This window comes from Arthrobacter sp. FW306-06-A (assembly GCF_021870055.1).
In the GTDB taxonomy this organism is placed as follows: domain Bacteria; phylum Actinomycetota; class Actinomycetes; order Actinomycetales; family Micrococcaceae; genus Arthrobacter.
The window spans coordinates 1,399,250-1,423,516 of sequence record NZ_CP084552.1 but is presented as its reverse complement, the minus strand read 5'-3'; the positions used below and the strand labels follow the sequence as shown (position 1 = coordinate 1,423,516).

Sequence of the window (24,267 nt, the reverse complement as noted above, 5' to 3'; positions counted from 1 at the left end):
CCCGGCCAGTGGGTGAGGGGCCGGCGGCGGCGCTTCCTGTGGTGGATCAGGCCTTGGGGCTTGCTGCGGACTGAACCTTCAGCTTGCCGGCCACGATGTCCTTCTTGATCGTCTCGAGGTCGGACTTCAGTTCCGCGGGGACCTGGGAATCGAGGTCGTGGAAGGGTGCCAGCTGCACGCCGTCGTTGGCAAGGGTGCCGACGTACGGGGTGTTGTTGAACCTGCCGTCCTTGTCCTCGGTGACCACGGTTTCCACGGCCTCGCCCATCTGCTTCATGACGGAGGAGAGCATGATGCCCTTGTAGTCCGGGGCGGTGAGGTAGCCGTCGGAGTCAACCCAGATGAGCTTGACGTCCTTGCCGGCGGCCTTGGCCTCGTTCAGCGCGGCGCCCGCGCCCTTGCCCACCGGGCCCGCCACGGGCATGACGATGTCCGCGCCCTGGTCCAGGAAGTTCTTGGTCAGCTGCTTGCCGACGTCCTGCTTTTCGAAGTCGCCGGTGAAGCTGCCGTCCTGGGCGTCCTTGTTCCAGCCGAGCAGCTTGACGTTCTTGCCCTTCTGCTGGTTGTAGTACTTCACGCCGTCGGCGTAACCGTCCATGAAGATGGTCACGGTGGGGATCTTGATTCCGCCGAAGGTGGCCACGGTGCCGGTCTTGGTGGTTCCTGCTGCCAGGTAGCCGGCCAGGAATGCGGCCTGTGCGGTGTCATAGATGATCGGCTTGACGTTGCTGATGGGCTGGTCGTAGCCGAAGTCGATGATGGCGAAGTGCTTGTCCGGGTTGGCGGTTGCCTGGGCCTTGGTGGCGTCACCGAGCAGGAAGCCCACGGTGATGGTGAGGTTGCAGCCGGCCGTGACCATGGCGCGCAGGTTGGGTTCGAAGTCGTTGTTGGTCTTGGACTCGATCTGGTTGACCTTGATGCCGAGGTCCTTCTCCGCTTTCTTCAGGCCCTCGTAGGAGGACTGGTTGAAGGACTGGTCGTCGAATCCGCCGGAGTCCGACACGATGCAGCCGACGTAGTCGCTGGCCCCTGCTGACGGGGTGCTTCCGGCTTCGGGGGCGGCACCGCAGGCAGTGAGCACAAGCGCGGACGCACCAAGGGTGGCCACGCCTGCCATTGAACCGCGCTTGAAGACGGCACGCAGTGATTTGTTCAATTTTCCTCCAGGGATGATGCGAGTGGCGCTACGGGCTGTAGTTCAATGAGTGTCCGTTTCGGCGCTGAAATTCTGTTTTCACTGAAGGCACGCAGCACTGCGCCGGAGCGCACTGATGGCACCCACTTTAGTGGCCTGCGCCACGTCCCCATAGCATGCCGGGAGCCCATCCGGAGGATTGTTTACAAGTTGTTACCAAGCAGTAGGGGCACCGCTGGATGCGGTGCCCCTACTGCTGATGGATAGCCCGGTGGCGCCTAGAGCCGGACGAGCATTTTTCCGGTGTTTGCGCCGTCCAGGAGGTCCATGAAGGCCTGCGGCGCGTTCTCGAGGCCATCGACGATCGTCTCGTCGTAGCGCACGGTGCCGTCGGCCAGCCAGCCGGCCATTTTCTCCGCGAACTCGGCGGCGTGCTGGCGCTGCCCGCCTACCAGGAATCCGCGCAAGGTGAGCTGCTTGCCGATTGCCTGCATCAGGTTGTGCGGTGCCGGGGTGGGCTCGGTGGAGTTGTACTGTGCGATGGCGCCGCACATGGCCACCCGGCCGCCCACGTTGAGGACCGCCAGGGCGGCCTCAAGGTGTTCGCCGCCCACGTTGTCGAAGTAGACGTCGATGCCGGCCGGGCCGGCAGCCTTCTCCAGCTGCTCCAGCACAGGACCGTCGTGGTAATCGAAGGCGGCGTCGAAGCCGAGTTCGAGGAGGCGCGCCACCTTGGCCGGGGACCCGGCAGAGCCGATGACCCGGGAGGCGCCCATGGCTTTGGCGATCTGGCCCACCAGGGAGCCGACCGCGCCGGCCGCCCCCGAGACGAAGACAACGTCCCCGGGCTTGAACTCCGCAACCTTCAACAGTCCGGTGTAGGCCGTGAGCCCGGTCATGCCCAGGGCGCCGAGAAAGGCGGAAGCAGGTGCCAGGTCGGTGCGGGCCGGGGTGGCAGCGCTGCCGTCCACCACGGCGTACTCGCGCCAGCCCAGGGAATGGACGACGACGTCGCCCTCCTTGTGTGCCGACGAACGGGATGCGACCACCTCACCCACCGCGCCGCCGTCGAGCGCCTTGCCGACGGCGAAGGGTGCGGAGTAAGACTTGACGTCGTTCATCCGGCCGCGCATGTACGGGTCTACCGACATGAAGAGGTTGCGTACCAGGACCTGGCCGTCTTCAAGTGCGGGCAGCGGTGCCTCTGCCAGTTCGAAATTGTCGCCGGTGGGACGCCCGACAGGGCGCGAGGCGAGCCGGATTTCACGGGTGGTGGTTGCCAGGGCTGTGCTCATGCTGCGTACTCCAGGATCTTGAGGTCGACGTTGATGTTGCCGCGGGTGGCGTTCGAATAGGGGCAGACCTGGTGGGCCTTGGCCACCAGGTCCTCCGCGGTGGCGAGGTCGAGGGCGGGGAGGGCGATTTCCAGTTCGGCGGCCAGCCCGAAGCCGGCTCCACCGTCCAGTTGTCCCAGGTGGATCTTCGCTGCCACTGCCGAGTCCGTCAGGTCGGCACCCGCCTTGCGGCCCACCAGGCGCAGGGCTGAGTGGAAGCAGGCGGCGTATCCGGCGGCGAAGAGCTGTTCGGGATTGGTGCCCTGGCCGTTGCCGCCCAGTTCGACGGGGCTGGCCAGGTCCACTGCCAACCGGCCGTCGTTGCTGCGCGCGGTGCCGTCGCGCCCTTCGCCGGAGGCAAGTGCCTCGGCGGTGTAGAGAGTCTTCACGAAAGATGTCCGTCCTGTTGGTGGGATGGTGCAGGATTGAGCGCTCAGAGCGACTGATGCAGCGCGGCCGTGAGCTTGCCCAGGGTGGCCCGCAGTTGTTCAAGTTCGTCCAGGGACAGCCCTGCGGCGTCGGCCAGCCGCTGCGGGATGGCGCTGGCCGGCCCGCTGAGGCTTCGCCCGGCGGGCGTCAGGTGGATGGCGACGCGGCGCTCATCCTCGCCGGACCGCCGGCGCTCCACGAGCCCGAGCGCTTCCAGGCGCTTGAGCAGCGGGGACAGCGTGCCTGAGTCCAGGCCGAGTTCCCCGCCGAGTTCCTTCACGCCCCGTGGTTCGCTTTCCCACAGCACCAGCATCACCAGGTACTGCGGGTAGGTAAGTCCCAGTTGGTCGAGGACCGGCCGGTAGACCGCGGTGGCGGCCCGGGATGCTGAGTACAACGCAAAACATACTTGCCGGTCCAGGCGGGGCGCTTCGGTCATACCACCACGGTAGCGCACAACTTAGTTGTGCACAACTTACCCGGGTGCGGGCGGCTGGGCGTGGACCGCCGTCGTGCTTTCCCGACGGCGGTCCGCACCTTCTTGTGGCAGGCCGGCGCAGGGCGGGTGGTGCTAGGGGATGGCGGGCTGCTCGAGGTCCCGGATGGTCCGCAGGGCCGCCGCGGTCAGCACCCGGATGCCCAGGCCCAGGGAACGTTCGTCCAGGATGTAGTCGCCACGGTGCAGGTCGTAGTCCTCGCCGCCGGGCGTCTTGGTGCCAAGGCGCATCATCGCCCCGGGAAGCTCGGCCAGGAACCAGGCAAAGTCCTCGCCGCCCATGGACTGCGGGGTGAGCACCACGGCGCTTTCGCCGATCTCGGCGCGGGCAGCGGCCTCGATCAAGGCCGTCTCGTGTTCGGAGTTCACCACCGGCGGCACTCCCCTGGTGTGCTCCAGGTGCACGTCCACCCCGTAGGGTGCCGCCACCTGGTGGACTACCTCGTCAAGGAGCTCGCCGGCGGCGTGCCAGGCTTCCCGGTCCAGGCAGCGCATGGTGCCGGCCATGTAGCCCGCACCCGGGATGGCGTTCGGCGCCGAGCCCGCGGTGATCTGCCCCCACACCACGGACACGCCGCTGCGCACGTCCACGCGGCGGGACAGCACGGCCGGGACATTGACCGCGATCTGGGCCAGTGCGAACACCAGGTCCTCGGTGAGGTGGGGGCGCGACGTGTGGCCCCCGCGTCCGGAAAGTTCAATACGGATCGTGTCGGAGGCAGACGTGATGGCACCGATCCGGGTTCCCACCTTGCCCACTTCGATCCGGGGGTCGCAGTGCAGCGCCAGAATCCGGGGCACGCCTTCCAGGACGCCCTGCTCAATGCAGGAGTGCGCGCCGCCGGGCATGGTCTCTTCCGCGGGCTGGAAGATGATCCGGACGGTGGCGCCGAGGGGTGTTTCCTGGTGCATCCGGTTCAGGACCAGGGCTATGCCCAGCATGGTGGTGGTGTGGACGTCGTGGCCGCAGGCGTGGGTGACGCCGTGGTTCTTCGACGCGAACGGCAGGCCCGTTTCCTCGATGATGGGCAGGGCATCGATATCGCCGCGCAGGGCGGTGGCGATGGGGCCTTCGCCCACGTCCACCGTCAGTCCGGTGCCTTCAAGGCGGCGAGGGCTCAGCCCGGCGGCTTCGAGCCGCTCGGCAAGCTTGTCGGTGGTACGGAACTCCTTGAAGGACAGTTCCGGGTGCGCATGGAGGTCCCGGCGGAATTCGATCAGTTCCGGCAGGAGCGGTTCGAGCCACGGAGCCACCAGGGCGGTGGGCTCGGCTTCAGTCGTGTAATTGCGCACTGCTTCACTCTAGCGACGGTAGAGGCTTAAGCACCCATTCACTGACGCCGCATTACATCCGGAACCTGCCGGCACCCAGAGGTGCCGGCAGGTTCCCAGGTCAGAGAACGTCCGTGTCCCCGCTTGCCTTGAGGGCATCCACGGCTGCTTTTACGCGCTGCGAGTTGGCCATGGTGGTCACCAGCAGGGCGTCGGGGGTATCGACGACGACGACGTCCTGGATCCCGATCAGGGCGATGACGCGCTTGGTGTCGGTGACCACGACGCCGCTTGAGTTCTCGGTGAACACGCGGGCACCTTCGCCCAGGACGGTGACGTCGTCCACTTCCTTGGCACTGTTAAGCCGGCCCACGGAGGCGAAGTCGCCAACGTCGTCCCAGCGGAAGGTACCAGGCACGACGGCGACGTCCCCGGCTTCGGCGGCGGGCTCGGCCACTGCGTAGTCAATGGCGATTTTCGGCAGGGTTGGCCAGACGCGCGCGGTGACCTCGTCGCGCTGCGGGGTGTCCCACGCCCGGGCGATTTCCTGCAGGCCCTGGAACAGCTCCGGCTGGTTGGCCTCGAGGTGCTTGAGCATCAGGGACACGGGCGCCACGAACATTCCGGCGTTCCATACGTAGTCACCGCTGTCCACGTACTGCTGGGCCACCATTTCGTCCGGCTTCTCGACGAACTCCACCACGTCATGGGCGCTGGGAGCGCCTTCGATGTTCAGCGCCTTGCCGGAACGGATGTAGCCGAAGCCGGTGGACGGGTGGGTGGGCTTGATGCCGATGGTCACGATCTTGCCCGCGGCGGCCGTGTGGATTGCCTCGCGGACGGCCTGCTGGAACAGGTGGTCCGGGCTGATCACCTGGTCGGCGGCGAAGGAACCCATGATGGTGTCGGGATCGCGTTCATGCAGGATTGCCGCCGCGAGGCCGATGGCCGCACCCGAGTCCTTGGGCTCCGACTCAAGGACGAGGTCGCCGTCGTTGACTTCCGGGAGCTGCCGGCACACGGCTTCACGGTGGGCCTTGCCAGTGACCACCAGCATCCGGTTGCCTGCCAGTGGCTGCAGCCGGTCATAGGTGGCGCGCAGCAAGGTGCTGCCCGATCCGGTGAGATCGTGAAGGAACTTGGGAGCTGCTGCTCGTGACAGTGGCCAGAGGCGGGTCCCCACTCCGCCTGCCGGAATCACCGCAATGAAGCGGTCAAGGGGTGAAACCGGGCTTGTCACTTTGTCTGTACTCATCACGGCTACTTTAGCCGAAGGGCCGCAGACGGCTCCTGCGGCAACGCAATGGTCCCGCATTTTGCCGCACTCCCCCGCCAACCACTTCCCAAAAAGCCCGCAAGCATGTGGCGTTAGTCTCATTTCGCCCGAAAATCCGCACCAGCACTGGGCACCAATAAACGCCTAAATTGAATAAGCTGTTAGCGGAGCCTAGATTTAGGCCTGAGCTACGAGTGCTCTCGCAGCAGGCGTTCCCCCCGCATGGATCTCATGCCAGCGCCGCTGTGTTGCAGGGAGGTTTATCAGTGCCGACAAAACCAGCTGGCACCTTGTACCGCGGCCGTGAAGGCATGTGGTCCTGGGTAGGACACCGCATTACCGGTGTAGTGATCTTTTTCTTCTTGTTGGTCCACGTCCTGGACACCTCCTTGGTGCGTGTGTCACCGGAGGCCTACACCGCCGTGATCGGCGCCTACAAGAACCCCCTGATGGCGCTGGGCGAGACCGGCCTCGTTGCCGCCATCGTTTTCCACGCCTTCAACGGCCTGCGGATCATTGCCGTCGACTTCTGGAAGAAGGGCGCCAAGTACCAGCGGCAGATGCTGTGGGCAGTCCTGGCCCTGTGGGTCGTGACCATGGTTGCCTTCTCCATCCGCCACCTGTCCCTCGCCCTCGGAGGTCTCTAAGCCATGACTGCAACCATCGAGAGCCCCCGCAGCGGGCGGATCGCCCCCCAGTACCGCCGCAGCGGCGGCTCCAAGGGCAACTTCGAGATGATCGCCTGGCTGTTCATGCGCCTTTCCGGCGTGGTGCTGGTGGTCCTCATCTTCGGCCACCTGTTCGTGAACCTCATGGTCGGCGAAGGCATCCACGCCATCGACTTCGGCTTCGTGGCCGGCAAGTGGGCGGACCCGTTCTGGCAGTTCTGGGACCTGGCCATGCTGTGGCTGGCCATGCTGCACGGCACCAACGGCGTGCGGACCATCATCAACGACTACGCCGAGAAGACCTCCACCCGCCGCTGGCTGAAGACCGTGCTCTACGCAGCGGCCGTGGTCATCATCCTCCTGGGCACCCTGGTGATCTTCACGTTCAACCCGTGCCCTGTGGTGAACGGCGTTGCCCTTCCGGGCGGTTTCTGCCCTGCCTAGCACTGGCACAACCCCGGGGCCCGCGGGCTTTTCCGCGGGCCCCGTTTTGCGGAGCAGGCAAAGCCGCCCCGTTGTTTCATAGCGAATTTTGAGAGAAAGAGCATCTGGTATGCAGGTCCATAAGTACGACGTCGTCATCGTCGGTGCCGGTGGCGCTGGCATGCGCGCCGCGATCGAATCCGGTCAGCGCGCGCGCACAGCAGTACTGACCAAGCTCTACCCCACCCGCTCGCACACGGGTGCGGCACAGGGTGGCATGTGTGCCGCCCTTGCCAACGTCGAGGAAGACAACTGGGAATGGCACACCTTCGACACCGTCAAGGGCGGCGACTACCTGGTTGACCAGGACGCAGCCGAGGTCATGGCCAAGGAAGCCATTGACGCCGTGCTGGACCTGGAAAAGATGGGCTTGCCCTTCAACCGCACGCCTGAAGGCCGGATCGACCAGCGCCGCTTTGGCGGCCACACCCGGGACCACGGCAAGGCACCGGTCCGCCGCGCATGCTACGCCGCGGACCGCACCGGCCACATGATCCTGCAGACCCTGTACCAAAACTGCGTCAAGCACAACGTTGAGTTCTACAACGAGTACTACGTCCTGGACCTGCTGACGGTTGAAGAGGACGCCGTGCGCGCAGACGGCACCCCCTACAAGCAGAAGCGCGTTGCCGGCGTCGTCTCCTACGACCTGGCATCCGGTGAACTGCACGTCTTCCAGGCCAAGTCCGTGGTGTTCGCCTCCGGCGGCGCCGGCAAGGTCTTCAAGACCACCTCGAATGCACACACCCTCACCGGTGACGGCATGGGCATCGCGTTCCGCCGCGGCATCCCGCTGGAGGACATGGAGTTCTTCCAGTTCCACCCGACAGGCCTCGCGGGCCTGGGCATCCTCCTCTCCGAGGCCGCCCGCGGTGAAGGTGCCATCCTCCGCAACTCCGAGGGTGAGCGCTTCATGGAGCGCTACGCCCCCACCATCAAGGACCTCGCGCCGCGTGACATCGTGGCCCGTTCCATGGCCAACGAGGTGCGCGAAGGCCGCGGCTGCGGCCCGAACAAGGACTACGTCCTCCTGGACCTGACCCACCTGGAGCCTGCGCACATCGATGCCAAGCTTCCGGACATCACTGAGTTCGCCCGCACCTACCTGGGCGTGGAACCGTACACGGAGCCGGTACCGGTGTTCCCCACCGCGCACTACGCCATGGGCGGCATCCCCACGAACATCCAGACCGAGGTCCTGCAGGACAACGACACCGTGGTCCCCGGCCTCTACGCCGCCGGTGAAGTGGCCTGCGTGTCCGTCCACGGTTCCAACCGCCTGGGCACCAACTCGCTGCTGGACATCAACGTGTTCGGCAAGCGGGCCGGCATCGCCGCTGCCGAGTACGCCAAGACCGCGCAGTTCGTGGAACTGCCGGAGAACCCGCTGGCCTACACCACCGACCTGCTGGACATCGCCCGCAACGGCACCGGCGACGAGAAGGTGGCGCAGATCCGCAAGGAACTGCAGGACACGATGGACGCCAACATGCAGGTGTTCCGCACCGCGGACACCCTGAACCAGGTGCTGCGCGACATTGCTTCCTTCGAGGAGCGCTACAAGCGCATCAACGTCCAGGACAAGGGCAAGCGTTTCAACCTGGACCTGCTCGAGGCCGTTGAGCTCGGCTTCCTGCTGGAACTGGCCAAGGTGATGACCGTGGCCGCCCTGCACCGCGAGGAATCCCGCGGCGGACACTTCCGCGAGGACTTCCCCGAGCGTGACGACGAGAAATTCATGAAGCACTCCATGGCGTACAAGGATGACCACGCGCCGGCTGACGGATCGGCGGAATCAATCGCCGGTATCCGCCTCGCCACCAAGCCGGTTGTCTTTACCCGCTACGAGCCGATGGTGAGGAAGTACTAAGATGACCGCTGAAATCGCTGAGCCAGCCTCAAAGGTTGAACTTCCTGCCGGCGTTGGCGGAGGCGGGGAAATCCCCACGTTCGACGTCCACATGCGCGTCCGCCGGTACAACCCGGAGGTTTCCGAGGAAGCCACCTGGGATGACTTCCACCTGACCATGTACGGCACCGACCGTGTCCTGGACGCCCTGCACAAGGTGAAGTGGGAAATGGACGGCACGTTGTCCTTCCGCCGCTCCTGCGCCCACGGCGTGTGCGGCTCCGACGCCATGCGCATCAACGGCCGCAACCGCCTTGCCTGCAAGACGCTGCTCAAGGACCTGGACACGTCCAAGCCCATCACGGTGGAACCCATCAAGGGCCTGCCGGTGGAGAAGGACCTCATCGTGGACATGGAACCCTTCTTCCAGTCGTACCGCGAAGTCATGCCCTTCCTGATCAACAAGGGCCACGAGCCCACCCGGGAACGCCTGCAGTCCGCTGAGGACCGTGAGCGCTTTGACGACACCACCAAGTGCATCCTGTGTGCCGCGTGCACGTCCTCCTGCCCGGTGTTCTGGACCGATGGCCAGTACTTCGGCCCGGCAGCGATCGTCAACGCGCACCGCTTCATCTTCGACTCCCGTGATGATGCCGGCGACATGCGCCTTGAGATCCTCAATGACAAGGAAGGCGTGTGGCGCTGCCGCACCACCTTCAACTGCTCGGAGGCCTGCCCCCGAGGCATCCAGGTCACCCAGGCCATCGCGGAAGTGAAGCAGGCCATCCTGGCCCGCAGGATCTAACCGCGTTCAACAACCTGGATAACGGCCGACGGCGTCGCTCACCACGTGTGGTGGCGGCGCCGTCGTCGTTCCAGCACCTAAGCACCCGGATGCTCTATCAGCTTTGGTCGCTAAACCTGGGGTTTGGGGACCAAACCTGATAGAGCAAGCTGTCCGCCCACAGAAAGGGTCCCCTTTTGTCCCGCTCCGAAAAAGTCACCTTCGCCGGTTCCACAGGCGAGCTGCTGTCCGGCATCATCGACGTCCCGGAAGGTCCCGTCAAGGGCTGGGGCGTCTTCTCGCACGGGTTCACCCTGGGCAAGGACAGCCCCTCCGCAGCCCGCATGTGCAAGGCGCTGGCGGACAGCGGCATCGGGATGCTGCGCTTCGACAACCTGGGCCTGGGCGGCTCCGCCGGTGAATGGTCCGCAGGTTCCTTCAGCCACAAGGTAGCCGACACGGTGAAGGCGGCAGAGTTCATGCGCAGCGAGGGGAAGGAGATTTCCCTGCTGGTGGGACACTCGTTTGGCGGTGCAGCAGTGCTTGCTGCGGCGCGGGACATTCCGGAACTCGACGCCGTTGCCACAGTGGGTGCGCCCTTCTCCCCCAAGCACGTGGCGCACGTCTTCGATGCTGCATTGGACAGGATCCTCAGCGAGGGCAGCGCCGAGGTGGACCTCGGCGGCAAGCGGGTGGAGATCCGACGGCACTTCGTGGAGGATCTGGAAAATGCGGACCTGACGGACTGCATCAAGCAGCTGCACAAGCCACTGATGGTGCTGCACTCCCCCACCGACAACACTGTGGGGATCGAGAACGCCAGCACCATCTTCCAGACCGCCAGGCACCCGCGGAATTTTGTGTCCCTTGAGGGCAGCGACCACCTGCTGACGGGGAAGGGCCAGGCTGCCCGTGCTGCGCGCATCATCGCAGCGTGGGCCGACCAGTACCTCGACGCCGCGTCAGCCTGACGCCCTGCCCGCCCCCCCGCGGGTAACTACTTGCCGATCGCTGCCTCGCTCTCGCTGAGCCACTGCTCGGCGGCCTTCTCCGGAGCCAGCCGTTTGAACAGGACTTCGGTGTTGATCCGGGCGGTGATTTCGGAAACGGCGGTGGAACCGGTGGGGCCGATGTAAGTGGGGGCGAAGTCCATCTTGCCGATTTGGTTGATGTACTCCGCTTCCACCTTGCCTTGCGGTGTGAGCAGGTCCTGGATGGCGGCGCGCATCTCGGAGTTGCCGGGGATGCCCCTGTCGCTCTGGATGATCTTGGCCGCGGCCTGGTTATTGACCAGGAAGTTCACAAGCTTTGCGGCGGCGTCCGTGTGCTTGCTGCGGGCCGAGATGGTGTAGAACTGCGAGGACTGGAGCCAGATTCCCGGGGTGGGTTTTTCGCCGGGGAGCTTGAGCAGTTTCAGGTCCGCGCCGGAGGCCTTGCTGAGGGCGGTCAGTGAATTGCTCCACGTGAGCATCATCCCCGCCTTGCCCATGCCCATCAGGGTCTGCTCCGTGCTGACGTTGAGCTTCTCCACCGTTTCCGACGCACTTGGAGCGGCTCCGGATTCGCTGAGCTTCAGCGAATAATCGAAGTAGTCCTGCACCGTCTGCTTGTCCAGCCCCAACTGGCCGTCCTGGGTGTAGAGGGATTTGCCGCGCTGGCGGGCGAAGGCATCCAACGAGTCATGGGTGAGGACCGTGGCCGTCCCGTACGTCCCCTTGGGGCTCTTGGCCGTGATGTCGCCGGCGATCCTGGCGAAGTCATCCCAGCTCCAGCTGCTGTCATCCGGCAAAGGCACACCTGCCGCCGAGAAGACAGCGGGATTGACCACGATGGCCAGGGCGTTGGCACCTGTGGAGACACCGTACTGCTTGCCTTTGACCTGTCCGTTTTCCAGCGCACCCTGGTCGATCCTGGACAGGTCCAGGGAGCCCTGCACCTTGGTCAGGTCCAGCAGCGCCCCGCGGTTGGCGTACTCGGCGGGGTAGGCGCCGCCCATGGTGATGACGTCCGGAGCGTCATTGGCGGCCACCTGGGTTGCCAGCTTGTCGAAGTAGCCGCTGATGTCGCCGTATTCCGGCTTGACCTTGATGTTGGGGTTGGCGGCTTCAAACTCCGCAATCGCCTTGTTGGTCAGCTCGGCGCGGCCGGCATTGCCCCACCAGGAGAACCGGATTTCGACGGGCCCCTCCTCAGCCTTGTTGGAGGATGGACTGGAACAGCCGGTAGTCACGGCCAGAAGGGCTGCGGCCGACAGGACGGCAAGGGATTGGCGGATTCTCCGGGCAGCGTGACGCGTCATTGGGCAGGCTTCTTCCGTAAGTGCGGGTGACGAGAAAGCGGTTTCGTGAAACGTATCAATTGGTATGGCGGTCGTCAATAGGCCAACGATTACCCACTCAGGCCTTCCCGCGCGCCGATAGTTTCGAACGCAGTGCCTTGCGCCACGCGCCTTGACAGCATCCTCGAACCAGCAAAAGATAGAACCGCCAGAAACCGCTTTCTTCATCCTCCGCCGCTCTTCAGTCGCAGAGGCCAGCTATCCGTGCGTCCGGAAAATTCGCGGCGCCGGCAACAGATTCCCGTCAGGAGGGCGTCCACCATGCACAGCCGCAGCAGCACCGCAGGGCAGCAGGCCATGACCCAGGCACAACGGCCATCCGGCGCTATCGACCGGAAGGCGCTGGTGCAGCGCCATAACGTCCGGCAGTGCAGGCTTGATACCCGAAGCCCCGTATCCGTAGGCAACGGCGAGTTCGCTTTCACCATTGACCTCACCGGGCTGCAGACCCTGCCGGCAGAGTATCCGGTGGGGCCGCGCCAGGAAAAACTCCCGCCCGGAACCCTGCTGGGGACGCAGTCGAATTGGGGCTGGCACTCCACGCCCGGCGGCGACCGGTACACCCTGGCAGGGTCGACCGTCCTCTATGAATCACCACGGGGACCTGTCCCTTACGTGGACATGGTGGGAGACATTGTCAATGACCGCGAGACGGGCACCTCCGCTGCGGAAACCTGGCTGCGGGCAAATCCGCACCGCCTTGACCTGGGACGCGTCGGTTTTCAGCTGCTGCAGGACGGGGCCAGCCGACTCATCAATTCCGCGGAACTCTCCGACAGCGGCCAGACACTGGATCTGTGGACTGGTGTTGTCGCCAGCTCCTTCACCATTGCCGGCCACCCAGTGCAGGTCACCACGGCCTGCCACCCCCACCGCGATGAGCTCGGGATCCGTGTGGAGTCCCGGGCGCTCCGGGAGGGCCTGGTGATTGCCATCGACTTCCCGTACGGGTCAGAGGCCTGGCACGATGCTGCCGACTGGGGCCAGTCAGCCGCCCATGCCACCAGTCTTCACGGACCCCACCCCGCCGAGCTCCACCCGGGGGCACCCAGCTGGACTGTGGACCGCGCACTGGACAACTCGCGGTACCAGGTGGTGGTCAGCGGGCACGGCCTTGTTGTGGAGCAGGCTGGAGCGCACTCGGTACGCATCTGCCTGGACACGCATTCCGGGCCGGACGTCCTGGACCTGTCCGTTGCCTTCGTGTCCGGAGGCGATGGTGACTGCATCCCCAGGGGCGGCGCCGGCCTTTCCCAGGTGGCAGGCAAGGCGTGCGCAGGCAGCGAGCCTCGTTCCGCCGTCGGGCCTTCCCCTGACGCCCCTCAGCCTCCTGGCGGAAGCCAGCCCGGCAGCAACGTTGCGGCTGCCTCAATGGAGCACTGGCCCAGGTTCTGGCGCTCCGGAGGTGCCATCGAACTGGCCGCCACTCCGGACGCGAGGGCGAAGGAGCTGGAACGACGCATCGTCCTCTCCCAGTACCTGACCGCCGTCAACTGCTCCGGATCGCTGCCGCCGCAGGAAACGGGCCTGGTGTGCAACTCGTGGCGGGGACGTTTCCACCTGGAGATGCATTGGTGGCACGCCGCCCATTTTGCGCACTGGAACCGCGCGGAACTGCTCCTCCCCTCCCTGCGCTGGTATACAACGGTGCTGGAGTCGTCCCGGCAGACGGCACGGGCGCAGGGGTTCGACGGCGCCCGCTGGCCAAAGCAGGTAGGTCCGGATGGAAGGGAGAGCCCCAGCCCGATCGGGACGTTCCTGATTTGGCAGCAACCACATCCCATCCACCTGGCGGAACTGGCGTATCGGGCCAACCCCGGCCGCGAGGTGCTGGAGGAGTTCGCGGACATCGTGTTCGAGTCCGCGGAGTTCATGGCCAGCTTCGCCCACCCCACGCCGCGCGGTTTCGAACTTGGTCCGCCGCTCATCCCCGCGCAGGAGAGCTATGGGTCCATGCGGGCCAAGGTCATGAATCCCACCTTCGAACTTGCCTACTGGCAGTGGGGCCTCCGGACCGCCGCCGCGTGGCGGGAACGGCTGGGCCTGGAACCTGTTCATGCCTGGCAGGCGGTGGCCGACGGGTTGGTGCGCCCGCGAGTGGTCAACGGTGTCTACGCAGCCATGGACGTGGAACCATTCACCATCAGGACGGACCATCCCTCCATGCTCTGCGCCCTCGGCGTCCTGCCGCTGACGGGACTGATTGATGAAGCAACCATGCGGGCAACGCTGGATGACGTCCTGGCCGACTGGGACTGGGGCAGCACGTGGGGCTGGGACTACCCGGTGATGGCCATGACGGCCGCGCGGCTGGGTGACCCGGAGGCCGCCGTGGACGCGCTCCTGCAGGACGCCGGCAAGAACACGGTCCTGCCGAACGGGCACAACCGCCAAACGGACTCCCTGCCCTTGTACCTTCCGGGCAACGGCGGTCTGCTTGCCGCGGCCGCGCTGATGGCCGCTGGCTGGGACCACGGCCCGGAGGGGCATGCACCCGGTTTTCCACCGGGCTGGACAGTGGCCTGGGAGGGGCTGGTGCCGGCTCCCTGACCGTGAAAGGTGGCGTGGCGTGCAGCCTGCCGGGCAGTGTCAGGTCTGGGGTGTGGCGCGCTTTGCACCGAGGATGGTCTTGCGGGGAGTGCCGCCGGACTCCAGGTCCGCCTCGCGGACGGCGGCCCACCCCGCCGAGACGAGGTAGACCTGACTGACCAGGTTGAACCAGATCAAAAGCCCGATGATGACGGCAAACGAGGCCAGGAGGGGGTTGCGGCCGGCACCGCCCAACAGCTCAGTGCTGAAGATCTGCAGGATGGTGGTGCCCAGGGCCGCGAGGATGGTGCTTTCAAGCAAAGCGCGCCGGGACAGCTTCAGGCCTGCGGCCAGCCGGAACATGATCAGCGCCGTGACCCAGTTGAGGACCAGCGGCACAATGATCTTCACGGACGTGGTGAGGGGCCCGGCCAAGGCGTCAGCGAGGTGCAGGAAGTTGGAAACCCATCCGGCTGCCGTGCCGAAGACCAGCGAAGCGGCCGCGCTGATCACCAGGGACAGGCCCAGCAGCAGCAGGATTCCGGCGTCGCGCAGCTTCAGCAGTATGGGATTGACCATCAGCGGCGGCAGCTGCAGTACGCCCCGGAGGCCGTCGCGCATACCGTTGATCCAGCCGAGTGAGGTGACCACGGTGACCACGGCACCGATTACTGCAGTCCAGCCAAGGCCGCTGGGATCCAGCAGGTCCTTGGGGTCCACAAGGCCCTGGCCGCCGTTGATTTTGAGGAGGCCGGGGGCGCTGGCGGCCACGCTGCTGACGATGGTGTCGAGCAGGGCCGGTTGGCCGCTCAGCACCAGGCCGGCAATGGAAAAGCCGGTGGCCAGTAGGCCGGTGATGGAGAAAAACATGTTGAAGCCGATGCCGGCGCTCATCAACGGCCCGTAATGGAGGGTGTAATGCCGGAAGGCCCTCATGGGACGCAGGACGTTCAGGCGGGCGGTGAACCACTGCCCGAGAGCCATCAGCGCTGCGAACTTCCCTCCGGACTTGCGCGCCCGGTTCCACTCCATCCGTTTTTCGATGACCGCCAGCTTCAACCGGTCAAGCTCGGTAGGCAGCGGCTGCTGGCTATTCTGCTTCGGTGGGGGCGTCCGCGGCAGCATCCGGAAGGCCGGTGCTGCCGCGGTTGTCAGTTTCGGTCCCAAAGTCCAGCTCTTCCCGTAGCTGCCAGATGCCGTCGGCATCATGCTCATAGAGTCCCATGCTAACCACGGGGAAGGTGGCCCTGTAGTTCTTTAGCACCGTTTCGGCCTCATCCAGGCTTTCCGGGGCGACGTCGTGGGCGATGGTGACGTGGGGATGGTAGGCAAAAGGCAGTTCGCGATGGAGCGGGCCCTGCTGAAGCTTGCGGTGCAGGTCCACGCAGTCATCGAACCCGTCCTCAACGTTGATGAAGACGACGGGCGAAACGGGCCGGAAGGTCCCCGTCCCGGCGATGGTGACCTTGAACGGACTCTGGCGCCGGGCAACCTCACGTACATGCCGGCGCGTGGCTTCCCAGTCCCGCGTGGGGGTGGTGGTGACCAGGGTGATGTGCGCCGGCACCACATCGGCCATGGGGTCACCGAAGGACGCGCGCCAGCGCTGCAGTTCCCCTGCTATCTCAGCCGGGAACCCCAGGATGACGCCCACGCTGATTTCTTCACTCCGTGCTTCATGCTCCGCAGCCGCATTCCTGCTGGATTGGTCTCCGAACCGGTCGGCCAGGGACTGCTCCACCTGTCCGGCGGCGCAGGCACCTCCCCTGGCGGTGACGTTTCTCGAAGACATGGTGCTAGCGGACTCCTGCGAGGCTGAGGGACGGCAGGAAGCCCATGCGCTGATACACCTGGCCCAGCGTGACCGAGGCGATCTCCCTGGCCCGTTCCGCACCAAGGGCCAGCAGCCGGTCGAGTTCCGCGGGGTCGGCCATCAGCTCGTTGGTCCGGTTGCGGAGCGGGGTGATGAAGTCCACCACCACCTCCGCGAGGTCCACTTTGAGGTGGCCGTACATCTTCCCCTGGTACTCGGCTTCGAGGTCCGCCACGGACTTGCCCGTCAGGGAGGAGTAGATGGTCAGCAGGTTGGACACCCCGGGCTTCTCCTCAGGATCGAAGCGGATGTCCGTTCCGGCGTCGGTCACGGCCGACTTGATGCGCTTGGCCGCGATCTTGGGATCCTCCAACAGCTGGATGGCACCGTTGGGGGACTCCCCCGTCTTGGACATCTTGGCGCTGGGATTCTGGAGGTCGTAGATCTTGGCGCTTTCCTTGACGATCGTGGCCTCGGGGACGGTGAACGTGTGCCCGAACCGGGTGTTGAACCGCTGCGCCAGGTTCCGGGTCAGTTCAAGGTGCTGGCGCTGGTCCTCGCCCACGGGCACCAGGTCGCTCTGGTACAGCAGGATGTCCGCGGCCATCAGTGTGGGGTAGGCGAACAGGCCCAGGGTTGCCGAATCTGCACCGGACTTCTGGGTTTTGTCCTTGAACTGCGTCATCCGGGAGGCCTCGCCGAAACCGGTGATGCAGTTCAGTGCCCAGGCAAGCTGTGCGTGCTCGGGAACGTGGGACTGGACGAAGAAAATGCTCTTGTCCGGGTCAATTCCGGCGGCGATGTACTGGGCTGCGACGATGCGGGTGCGCTTTGCCAGTTCGGCCGGGTCGAAGTCCACCGTGATGGCATGCAGGTCAGGGATGAAGAAGACGGCGTCGTACTCCGCCTGCATGTCCACCCAGTTGCGCACAGCGCCGATGTAGTTGCCCAGGTGAAGGGAATCAGCCGTGGGCTTGGCGCCGGAAAGAATGCGCTTTTTGTCAGTGGAGGAAGTCTGGGTGGTCATGGAAAAACTTTCGGGCTTAGAGCTGGTAGTCCACTACCAGCGGGGCGTGGTCGGAGAAGCGGGTGTCCCAGGTGGCTGCACGGTCCACAACAGCCGAAATGGCGGACGCGGCAAGTTCGGGGGTGGCAATGTGGTAGTCGATGCGCCAGCCGGTGTCATTGTCGAACGCCTTGCCGCGCCAGGACCACCAGGTGTACGGCCCGTCGACGTCGCCGGCCAGGTTCCGGTGGACGTCATGCCAGCCGACCTCCTCGCCGAAGAAGCGGTCGAAGTACGCGCGTTCCTCCGGCAGGTGCCCGGCCTTCTTGAGGTTGCCCTTGGAGTTCCGGATGTCCCGGGGCGTGTGGGCGACGTTCAGGTCTCCCACCACCAGCGCATGGTCGCTGTGCTTGGTCAGCTCCGGAAGCCGGGTGTGCATGGCGTCAAGGAAGCGGTACTTGTCATCCTGCTTGGGAGTTCCCACTTCACCTGAATGCACGTAGGCGCTGGCGACGGTGAGCTGGACGGGGTTTCCTGCAGCGTCAGGGACGCGGAAATCCGCTTCCACCCAGCGTCCGGCGGTGGCGAAGTAGTCGTCGCCGATGCCGTTCCTGGTTTCCAGCGGTTCCAGCCGGGATGCGATGGCGACGCCGGCACGGCCTTTCGCCTCAGCCTCGGCGTGCAGGATATGCCAGCCATCCCCCAGCAGCTCCCGGACGATGGCGTCAGGGGCGCGCACTTCCTGCAGGCAAAGGATGTCCACTTCGCGCGGCTCCAGCCATGCCGCCATACCGTTTTTGTAGGCAGCCCGGAGGCCGTTGACGTTCACGGATGCGATGCGAAGGTGGTCCTTGTTCAATGCCGAGCTCACCCGCTCCACTCTAGTCGATGATGGTTCCGGTCACCGGCTCCCCGTTGCCCCCGGAGGACTTGATCATGTCCCGGGCATTGGCGGCTGTGATCTGGATGGTCTCGAGGGCGCGGTTGATGGTGTCGTGGTTCGCGGCGTCGCCCTTGGCACGCTCCTCCTCCACCACGCGGATTTGTACCTGGACGATCTTGAACGAATGGTCCAGCTTCAGGTCGCGCACCTCGTCAGCCTCGGTGCGTTCGTAGATCACCTGCGTCCCCCCGTGGTCGGCCGATACGCGGGCCGGACCACGTCCGGCTGCCGTCTGGAACGCGCTCTGGGCCTCTGACAGCTTCGCCCCGGCCTTCTTGGCGGCCCGCTGGATGCTGAAGACCACGAACGCAGCCAGCGCAAGCCAGAAGCCGGCGATGATGGCCACAACCCAGCCCACGACGTCGTTCTGGTTCGCTGCGAAAATAACCGCCACAACGAAAGCCGTCACCAGGACCATCAGCCCCGGTCCGCTGATCCGGAACATCGAAAAACCACCCCGGGCGGGTTTGGAGGATGACGAGGAGCTGCCCAAAGTTCGCATGCAGCCATTGTCTCAAACGGAAGACTGTGCTTCCGCCGCCTTCCACCCCCGGCGAACAAACCCCCGCTCCCCCAACTGACTCGCAGTAGTTGTCGTTCTGACGGCTCAAAACGACAAGTAATGCGACCTAGTTGGACGCGGGCATCACTTCAGGAACAGGCTCCGCAGGCGCAGGGTGGTCAGCAGCATGCCGACTGCGGTCATCACCAGGTAGTAGCCCACGTGCAGGAGTGTGGCGGACGTGAAGCTTCCCACGCTGATCTGCCGCAGCAGCTCCACCCCGTGCCACAGCGGCATGGCCTGGATGAACCACTGGATGGGCTGCGGATACACGCTCAAGGGGTAGAAGGTGGCACTGAACAGGAACATGGGCAGCAGGATGAAGTTGATCCAGTCCATCTGCTGGAAGGTCTTGAGGAAACTGGTGATGCCCATGCCGAGGCTGGCGAACCCGAAGGCAATCAGGACGGACGCTGGAATCATGAGCAGCGCCCAAGGCGAAGTGATCAGCCCCATGACCCCCATGACCGCCGTGAATCCGGTGGCGTAGAGCATGCCCCGCAGCAAGGCCAGGAAGATCTCTCCCAGCGCGACATCCAGCGGGCCCAGCGACGTGTAGAGCATGCCCTGGTAGAGCTTGGCGAAGTTCATCTTGAAGAAGACGTTCCACGTGGAGTCATACACCGCACCGTTCATGGCCGAGACAGCCAGCAGGGCAGGGGCAATGTAGGCGGCGTAGCTGATGTGTGTACCGTCAGGCCCCTGGACCTCGCCCACGATGGCCCCGAGGCCCACGCCCATGGAGATGAGGAACAGGACCGGCTCGAAGAATCCGGACACCATCACCAGCCAGTTGGTGCTCCGCGTGGCCATAAGCCCGCGGGCAATTACTGCCCTGGCGTTGCGGGAGTACAGCGGCCCGAACGTCCGGCTGCGCGCCTGCGCGGGCGCGCTCACTGGCCCAGCCTCAGGGCGAAGCGGCGCCGCGTCAGCACCCATCCCAGGACAGCCAGCCCCGCCAGCACGGCGGCGTGGACAACCGTGAGGAGCAGCGGTTCACGGTAACCGAAACTGAACACCCGGCCCAGTTCCGTGCCGTGCCAGATGGGTGAGATCCACCCGATCCAGCGGACGGCCAGTGGCAGGTTCTCCAGCGGGAAGAACGTGCCGGAGAACAGGAACAGCGGCATCACAATGAACCTCATCACCAGCGCGAACTGGCCCTTGTCCTCAGTGATGGAGGCCGAGTAGGCCATCAGCGGCAACCCAAAGGCGAGCCCCGTCAGGGTGGCCACCAGGATGCCTACCCAGCCCCAACCCGACGGCGAAGCGCCGAACAGTGCCACGGCGGCAAAGTAGATGGCTGACTGCAGCAGCAGGCGCAGCGTCACGGCAATGATCTGGCCGGCGGCAATCTGCTGCGGTGTCAGCGGCGAGGCATGGGGGCCAAAGTAGATCCGCCGCCACTTGAACCCGTCCATGATGGGAAACGTGAACTCGTTGGCAGCAGTCATCACGGCGGCGGACACCAGCAGCGCCGGGGCGATGAAGGCCAGGTAGGAGACGCCGCCGAAGGCCTCGTTGCCGGTATCCACCAGGGTGGCCAAGCCCACACCCATGGCGAACAGGTACGCCACTGGCTGGCCGACGCTGTACATCACGATGGACCAGGTGTACCCCTTCATGACGCGGAGCACCTGCTCCGCATAGTAGAAGGCACCCCAACGCCGCGCCTTGGCCGCCGAGACCTCCGGCGCGTGCGCCCGCAGCGCGGGGCGCGGACCAACCCCCGACACTGATTCAGCCAACCCGTCTGATTCAGTCAATCCCCCGGATTCAGTCAACGAGGCTCCGCCCGGTGAGCCGAAGGAACACGTCCTCCAGCGAGGACCTGCGGACCAGCGACGTCAGCGGCCTCAGGCCGCGGGCCGATACCTGCTCAAGGGCGGACTCGCCGTCGTGCGCGTACATCAGCACCCTGTCAGGCAGCACCTCAAGCCGTTCCCCGATGCCCTCCAGCTGCGACCCGATGGTGGCGTTGCGTTCCGAACCGAACCGCAGCTCCACCACTTCCCGGGTGGAGTGCTCACGGATCAGCTCCGCGGGCGAGCCCTCGGCCATGATCCGGCCCTTGTCCACCACGATCAGTCGGTCGCAGAGCTGCTCAGCCTCGTCCATGTAGTGCGTGGTGAGGATCAGGGTGACGCCCTGCTCCTTCAGCCGGAACAGCCGGTCCCAGAGGATGTGGCGGGCCTGCGGGTCGAGTCCCGTGGTGGGCTCGTCCAGCAGCAGGATCCGCGGTTCGTTGATCAGGGACCGCGCGATGGTGAGGCGGCGCTTCATGCCGCCGGAGAGGGCGTCCACCCGGGATTTGGCCTTGTCCGTCAGCTGGGCGAATTCCAACAGTTCATCGGCCTTGGGCTTGAGGTAGCTCATGGGCAGGCCGAAATACCGACCGTAGACCAGGAGGTTGTCGCGTACGCGCAGTTCCTCGTCCAGGTTGTCCTGCTGCGGCACCACGCCCAGGTGCGCGCGCACCTCAGGGCCGTGGGTGTCCGGGTCCAGCCCCATAATGCTGAGCTGCCCCGCGGAGCGGCGGGTGACACCGCCGATCATCTTCATGGTGGTGGACTTGCCCGCGCCGTTGGGCCCGAGCAGCCCGAAGGACTCCCCCGCGGGCACGGCAAAGGAGATGCCGTCGACGGCGGCAACATCACCGTAGGTCTTGGTCAGGTTTTCGGCGGAGATGACGGTGCCGGACGGCGGGCCCGTGGTCAGGGTGCCGGCAGGCGTCAGGGCGTGGTTGTGCACCTGTGCAGACTAATGGAGGCGGGGCGGATGTGGAAGGACGCTTGCAGTTTCGTTATTAAACGTACGACGGCGGCACGGCGCCTTTCCTGGGAAAGGTGCCGTGCCGCCGTCGTACTTCTTCCTGCCGGAACTAGTCTGCAGTGCCTACTGGCCGATGCCTGCCGCGCGTTCCGCGGCCTCCACCACGTTGGTCATCAACAGAGCCACTGTCATGGGGCCCACGCCGCCAGGATTCGGCGAAATCCAGCCGGCCACCTCGGCGGCGGCGGGATCGATGTCGCCGTAGACGCGGCTCTTGCCCGTCTCCGGATCGGTCTCGCGGGTGACGCCGACGTCCAGCAAAGCGGCACCCGGCTTCACGTCCGCTGCCTTGACGATGTGCTTCACGCCGGCCGCACCCACGATCACGTCCGCCTGCTTCAGCAGTTCGGAGAGGTTGGTGGTGCCGGTGTGGGTCAGGGTCACGGTGGCGTTGACGTCCCGCCGCGTGAGCAGCAGGCCGATGGAGCGGCCGATGGTGACGCCGCGGCCCACCACCACAACGTGCTTGCCGGCCAGGCTGTAGCCGTTGCGCTCCAGGAGCTCGATGACACCGCGGGGGGTGCACGGCAGCGGCGTGGTGATCTTGTTGTTGACGTTCAGCACCAGCCGGCCGAGGTTGGTGGGGTGCAGCCCGTCGGCGTCCTTGGCGGGGTCGATCCGTTCCAGGATGGCATCCGTGTCCAGGTGCTTGGGCAGCGGCAGCTGCACAATGTACCCGTGGCAGGCGGGGTCCGCATTGAGTTCGTCAATGAGGGCCTCCACCTGTTCCTGGGTGGCGTCGGCCGGAAGCTCGCGCTGGATGGAGTTCATCCCAATCTGCACGGACTGCTTGTGCTTCATGGAGACGTACAGCTGCGAGGCCGGGTCCGCGCCCACCAGCACAGTTGCGATGCCGGGAGTGACGCCCTTGGCCTTGAGTGCGGCCACGCGTTCGGTCAGCTCGGCCTTGATGGCAGCGGCGGTGGCCTTGCCGTCGAGGATCTGCGCGGTTGTGGTTTCAGTCATTGGTTACCACTGCTCGTGCTGCGGGTAGAGCGGGAAGTCGGCTGCCAGCTTGTCAACGCGTGCCTGCAGGGCCTCGACGTCGGCGCTGTTGCCTGCCTTGAGGGCGGTGGCGATGATCTCGGCGACCTCGGTGAACTCGGTGGCGCCGAAGCCGCGGGTGGCCAGGGCGGGGGTGCCGATGCGCAGGCCAGAGGTGACCATCGGCGGGCGGGGGTCGAACGGGACGGCGTTGCGGTTGACGGTGATGCCCACCGAGTGCAGGAGGTCCTCGGCCTGCTGGCCGTCCAGCTGGGAGTTGCGCAGGTCAACGAGCACCAGGTGGACGTCGGTGCCGCCGGTGAGAACGGAGACTCCGGCCTGGGCCACGTCGGCCTGGTTCAGGCGGTCGGCGATGATCTTGGCACCTTCCAGGACGCGCTCCTGGCGCTCCTTGAATTCCTGGGTGCCGGCGATCTTGAAGGCCACGGCCTTGGCGGCGATGACGTGCATCAGCGGGCCGCCCTGCTGGCCGGGGAAGACGTTGGAGTTCAGCTTCTTGCCCCACTGTTCCTTGGCCAGGATCACACCGGAGCGGGGACCGGCCAGGGTCTTGTGCACGGTGGAGGTGACGACGTCGGAGTGCGGCACCGGGCTGGGGTGCAGGCCTGCAGCCACGAGGCCGGCGAAGTGTGCCATGTCGGTCCAGAGCAGTGCGCCCACTTCATCGGCGATGGAGCGGAAGGCGGCGAAGTCCAGGTGGCGCGGGTAGGCGGACCAGCCGGCGATGATCACCTGGGGCTTTTCCTTGATGGCCTGCTCGCGGAGCTTGTCCATGTCCACCCGGAAGGTGTCTTCCTCCACCTGGTAGGCGGCAACTTCGTAAAGCTTGCCGGAGAAGTTCAGCTTCATGCCGTGGGTCAGGTGGCCGCCGTGGGCCAGGGACAGGCCCAGGATCTTGTCGCCGGGGGTGATCATGGCGGAGAGGGCCGCGGCGTTGGCCTGTGCACCGGAGTGCGGCTGGACGTTGGCGAACTCGGCGCCAAACAGTGCCTTGACCCGGTCGATGGCCAACTGCTCTGCAACGTCAACATATTCGCAGCCGCCGTAGTAGCGGCGGCCCGGGTAGCCCTCGGCGTACTTGTTGGTGAGGACGGAGCCCTGGGCCTCCATCACGGCGCGGGGCGCGAAGTTCTCGGAGGCAATCATTTCCAGGGTGCCGCGCTGGCGGCCCAGCTCCTGCTCAAGGACTTTGGCGATTTCGGGGTCGAGCTCAGCCAGCGGCTGGTTGCTGACGGCTGTGGTTGAGGTGGCTGTAGTAGTCACGAAGAACTCCTGGCTAGGGATACGGGCACTGCTTAGGTCAGGCTACCGGCTGGCGCGCTTCCGCACCGTGTTGATGACAGGGCGTGAAAGCTCGGCATGGCGCTGCTGCGCTGACGCGGGCGCAACCCCACTTTCCGGCAAAACATGACCCTCGGCCCAGGCGTACGATCCGTGGTCTTCGTGATTGCCGCTCCCTGGTGGTTAGCCACCCAACGCCAGTTGCGACCGTCCCAGCCTACCAAAACCGGCG

23 protein-coding genes and 1 riboswitch are annotated in these 24,267 nt (G+C 65.5%); of the genes, 6 read left to right on the top strand and 17 right to left on the bottom strand.

Annotated elements, in window-relative coordinates:
• Positions 1-46: 46 nt before the first annotated feature.
• The 6 genes from LFT49_RS06615 to LFT49_RS06590 all read right to left on the bottom strand — a co-directional run bounded on the left by LFT49_RS06615 (position 47) and on the right by LFT49_RS06590 (position 5,921).
• Positions 47-1,156 (bottom strand): BMP family lipoprotein, encoded by a 1,110-nt coding sequence (locus tag LFT49_RS06615; protein WP_442863728.1) that lies wholly within the window; start codon positions 1,154-1,156, stop codon positions 47-49.
• Between the two features lie 257 nt (positions 1,157-1,413).
• Positions 1,414-2,430 carry an NADP-dependent oxidoreductase gene (locus tag LFT49_RS06610; protein ID WP_237430111.1) on the bottom strand — a complete coding sequence of 339 codons (1,017 nt, stop codon included), beginning with the start codon at positions 2,428-2,430 and terminating at the stop codon, positions 1,414-1,416.
• On the bottom strand, positions 2,427-2,858 hold the full coding sequence (locus tag LFT49_RS06605) for an organic hydroperoxide resistance protein (RefSeq protein WP_142130706.1): 432 nt from the start codon (positions 2,856-2,858) through the stop codon (positions 2,427-2,429). Before LFT49_RS06605 ends, LFT49_RS06610 begins: the two co-directional genes overlap by 4 nt.
• A 44-nt stretch (positions 2,859-2,902) precedes the next feature.
• Positions 2,903-3,337 (bottom strand): MarR family winged helix-turn-helix transcriptional regulator, encoded by a 435-nt coding sequence (locus LFT49_RS06600; RefSeq protein WP_236821593.1) that lies wholly within the window; start codon positions 3,335-3,337, stop codon positions 2,903-2,905.
• A gap of 132 nt (positions 3,338-3,469) precedes the next feature.
• Positions 3,470-4,687, bottom strand: coding sequence for an amidohydrolase (locus tag LFT49_RS06595; RefSeq protein ID WP_236821592.1), 1,218 nt, complete (start codon positions 4,685-4,687; stop codon positions 3,470-3,472).
• 100 nt (positions 4,688-4,787) lie between these two features.
• Positions 4,788-5,921: a mannose-1-phosphate guanylyltransferase gene (locus LFT49_RS06590; RefSeq protein ID WP_237430110.1), complete on the bottom strand. Its 1,134-nt coding sequence runs from the start codon at positions 5,919-5,921 to the stop codon at positions 4,788-4,790.
• 332 nt (positions 5,922-6,253) lie between these two features.
• On the opposite strand from LFT49_RS06590, the gene sdhC reads away from it, so the two are divergent.
• From sdhC to LFT49_RS06565, 5 genes are all read left to right on the top strand, one after another.
• A complete protein-coding gene (sdhC, locus tag LFT49_RS06585; protein WP_237430479.1) occupies positions 6,254-6,589 on the top strand; it encodes a succinate dehydrogenase, cytochrome b556 subunit in 336 nt (111 codons plus the stop codon).
• A 3-nt stretch (positions 6,590-6,592) separates the two neighbouring features.
• Positions 6,593-7,054, top strand: a complete 462-nt coding sequence (locus LFT49_RS06580; RefSeq protein ID WP_142130710.1) for a succinate dehydrogenase hydrophobic membrane anchor subunit — start codon at positions 6,593-6,595, stop codon at positions 7,052-7,054.
• 109 nt (positions 7,055-7,163) lie between these two features.
• Entirely contained in the window at positions 7,164-8,963 is a 1,800-nt protein-coding gene (gene sdhA / locus LFT49_RS06575; protein WP_236801530.1) for a succinate dehydrogenase flavoprotein subunit, read from the top strand.
• A gap of 1 nt (position 8,964) precedes the next feature.
• Positions 8,965-9,747: a succinate dehydrogenase iron-sulfur subunit gene (locus LFT49_RS06570; RefSeq protein ID WP_142130712.1), complete on the top strand. Its 783-nt coding sequence runs from the start codon at positions 8,965-8,967 to the stop codon at positions 9,745-9,747.
• Between the two features lie 176 nt (positions 9,748-9,923).
• Positions 9,924-10,697, top strand: coding sequence for an alpha/beta hydrolase (locus LFT49_RS06565; protein WP_236801529.1), 774 nt, complete (start codon positions 9,924-9,926; stop codon positions 10,695-10,697).
• A gap of 26 nt (positions 10,698-10,723) precedes the next feature.
• On the opposite strand, the gene LFT49_RS06560 is transcribed toward LFT49_RS06565, so the two are convergent.
• Positions 10,724-12,025: an ABC transporter substrate-binding protein gene (locus LFT49_RS06560; protein WP_237430109.1), complete on the bottom strand. Its 1,302-nt coding sequence runs from the start codon at positions 12,023-12,025 to the stop codon at positions 10,724-10,726.
• Positions 12,026-12,325: 300 nt separating this feature from the next.
• Between LFT49_RS06560 and LFT49_RS06555 the strand changes: the two genes are divergently transcribed.
• Positions 12,326-14,614 (top strand): hypothetical protein, encoded by a 2,289-nt coding sequence (locus tag LFT49_RS06555; protein WP_237430108.1) that lies wholly within the window; start codon positions 12,326-12,328, stop codon positions 14,612-14,614.
• A gap of 39 nt (positions 14,615-14,653) precedes the next feature.
• Here the strand turns inward: LFT49_RS06555 and LFT49_RS06550 are convergent, their stop codons facing one another.
• The 10 genes from LFT49_RS06550 to glyA all read right to left on the bottom strand — a co-directional run bounded on the left by LFT49_RS06550 (position 14,654) and on the right by glyA (position 24,017).
• Positions 14,654-15,625: a YihY/virulence factor BrkB family protein gene (locus LFT49_RS06550; protein ID WP_237430478.1), complete on the bottom strand. Its 972-nt coding sequence runs from the start codon at positions 15,623-15,625 to the stop codon at positions 14,654-14,656.
• Between the two features lie 58 nt (positions 15,626-15,683).
• A complete protein-coding gene (locus tag LFT49_RS06545) occupies positions 15,684-16,385 on the bottom strand; it encodes a 2'-5' RNA ligase family protein (protein WP_237430107.1) in 702 nt (233 codons plus the stop codon).
• A 4-nt stretch (positions 16,386-16,389) separates the two neighbouring features.
• Positions 16,390-17,433 (bottom strand): tryptophan--tRNA ligase, encoded by a 1,044-nt coding sequence (gene trpS / locus LFT49_RS06540; RefSeq protein ID WP_236821587.1) that lies wholly within the window; start codon positions 17,431-17,433, stop codon positions 16,390-16,392.
• 16 nt (positions 17,434-17,449) lie between these two features.
• Positions 17,450-18,283, bottom strand: coding sequence for an exodeoxyribonuclease III (locus LFT49_RS06535; protein ID WP_236801523.1), 834 nt, complete (start codon positions 18,281-18,283; stop codon positions 17,450-17,452).
• 10 nt (positions 18,284-18,293) lie between these two features.
• Positions 18,294-18,857, bottom strand: a complete 564-nt coding sequence (locus tag LFT49_RS06530) for a hypothetical protein (protein ID WP_236801521.1) — start codon at positions 18,855-18,857, stop codon at positions 18,294-18,296.
• Between the two features lie 144 nt (positions 18,858-19,001).
• Entirely contained in the window at positions 19,002-19,856 is an 855-nt protein-coding gene (locus LFT49_RS06525) for an ABC transporter permease (protein WP_373462166.1), read from the bottom strand.
• Positions 19,811-20,683 (bottom strand): ABC transporter permease, encoded by an 873-nt coding sequence (locus LFT49_RS06520; RefSeq protein ID WP_237430106.1) that lies wholly within the window; start codon positions 20,681-20,683, stop codon positions 19,811-19,813. Before LFT49_RS06520 ends, LFT49_RS06525 begins: the two co-directional genes overlap by 46 nt.
• 10 nt (positions 20,684-20,693) lie before the next feature.
• Positions 20,694-21,668 (bottom strand): ABC transporter ATP-binding protein, encoded by a 975-nt coding sequence (locus tag LFT49_RS06515; RefSeq protein ID WP_236801518.1) that lies wholly within the window; start codon positions 21,666-21,668, stop codon positions 20,694-20,696.
• 144 nt (positions 21,669-21,812) lie between these two features.
• A complete protein-coding gene (locus LFT49_RS06510; protein WP_237430105.1) occupies positions 21,813-22,715 on the bottom strand; it encodes a bifunctional methylenetetrahydrofolate dehydrogenase/methenyltetrahydrofolate cyclohydrolase in 903 nt (300 codons plus the stop codon).
• A 3-nt stretch (positions 22,716-22,718) separates the two neighbouring features.
• Positions 22,719-24,017, bottom strand: coding sequence for a serine hydroxymethyltransferase (gene glyA, locus LFT49_RS06505; RefSeq protein WP_236801516.1), 1,299 nt, complete (start codon positions 24,015-24,017; stop codon positions 22,719-22,721).
• Between the two features lie 147 nt (positions 24,018-24,164).
• Positions 24,165-24,250, bottom strand: a riboswitch (ZMP/ZTP riboswitch).
• Between the last annotated feature and the right edge of the window lie 17 nt (positions 24,251-24,267).

Bases quoted from the DNA above. Each gene is read 5' to 3' on its own strand.
- LFT49_RS06610 (WP_237430111.1), bottom strand. From the start codon at position 2,430: ATGAGCACAGCCCTGGCAACCACCACCCGTGAAATCCGGCTCGCCTCG.
- LFT49_RS06600 (WP_236821593.1), bottom strand. From the start codon at position 3,337: ATGACCGAAGCGCCCCGCCTGGACCGGCAAGTATGTTTTGCGTTGTAC.
- LFT49_RS06590 (WP_237430110.1), bottom strand. From the start codon at position 5,921: ATGAGTACAGACAAAGTGACAAGCCCGGTTTCACCCCTTGACCGCTTC.
- sdhC (WP_237430479.1), top strand. From the start codon at position 6,254: ATGTGGTCCTGGGTAGGACACCGCATTACCGGTGTAGTGATCTTTTTC.
- LFT49_RS06580 (WP_142130710.1), top strand. From the start codon at position 6,593: ATGACTGCAACCATCGAGAGCCCCCGCAGCGGGCGGATCGCCCCCCAG.
- sdhA (WP_236801530.1), top strand. From the start codon at position 7,164: ATGCAGGTCCATAAGTACGACGTCGTCATCGTCGGTGCCGGTGGCGCT.
- LFT49_RS06570 (WP_142130712.1), top strand. From the start codon at position 8,965: ATGACCGCTGAAATCGCTGAGCCAGCCTCAAAGGTTGAACTTCCTGCC.
- LFT49_RS06560 (WP_237430109.1), bottom strand. From the start codon at position 12,025: ATGACGCGTCACGCTGCCCGGAGAATCCGCCAATCCCTTGCCGTCCTG.
- LFT49_RS06555 (WP_237430108.1), top strand. From the start codon at position 12,326: ATGCACAGCCGCAGCAGCACCGCAGGGCAGCAGGCCATGACCCAGGCA.
- LFT49_RS06550 (WP_237430478.1), bottom strand. From the start codon at position 15,625: ATGGAGTGGAACCGGGCGCGCAAGTCCGGAGGGAAGTTCGCAGCGCTG.
- LFT49_RS06545 (WP_237430107.1), bottom strand. From the start codon at position 16,385: ATGTCTTCGAGAAACGTCACCGCCAGGGGAGGTGCCTGCGCCGCCGGA.
- trpS (WP_236821587.1), bottom strand. From the start codon at position 17,433: ATGACCACCCAGACTTCCTCCACTGACAAAAAGCGCATTCTTTCCGGC.
- LFT49_RS06530 (WP_236801521.1), bottom strand. From the start codon at position 18,857: ATGCGAACTTTGGGCAGCTCCTCGTCATCCTCCAAACCCGCCCGGGGT.
- LFT49_RS06525 (WP_373462166.1), bottom strand. From the start codon at position 19,856: ATGGGTGCTGACGCGGCGCCGCTTCGCCCTGAGGCTGGGCCAGTGAGC.
- LFT49_RS06510 (WP_237430105.1), bottom strand. From the start codon at position 22,715: ATGACTGAAACCACAACCGCGCAGATCCTCGACGGCAAGGCCACCGCC.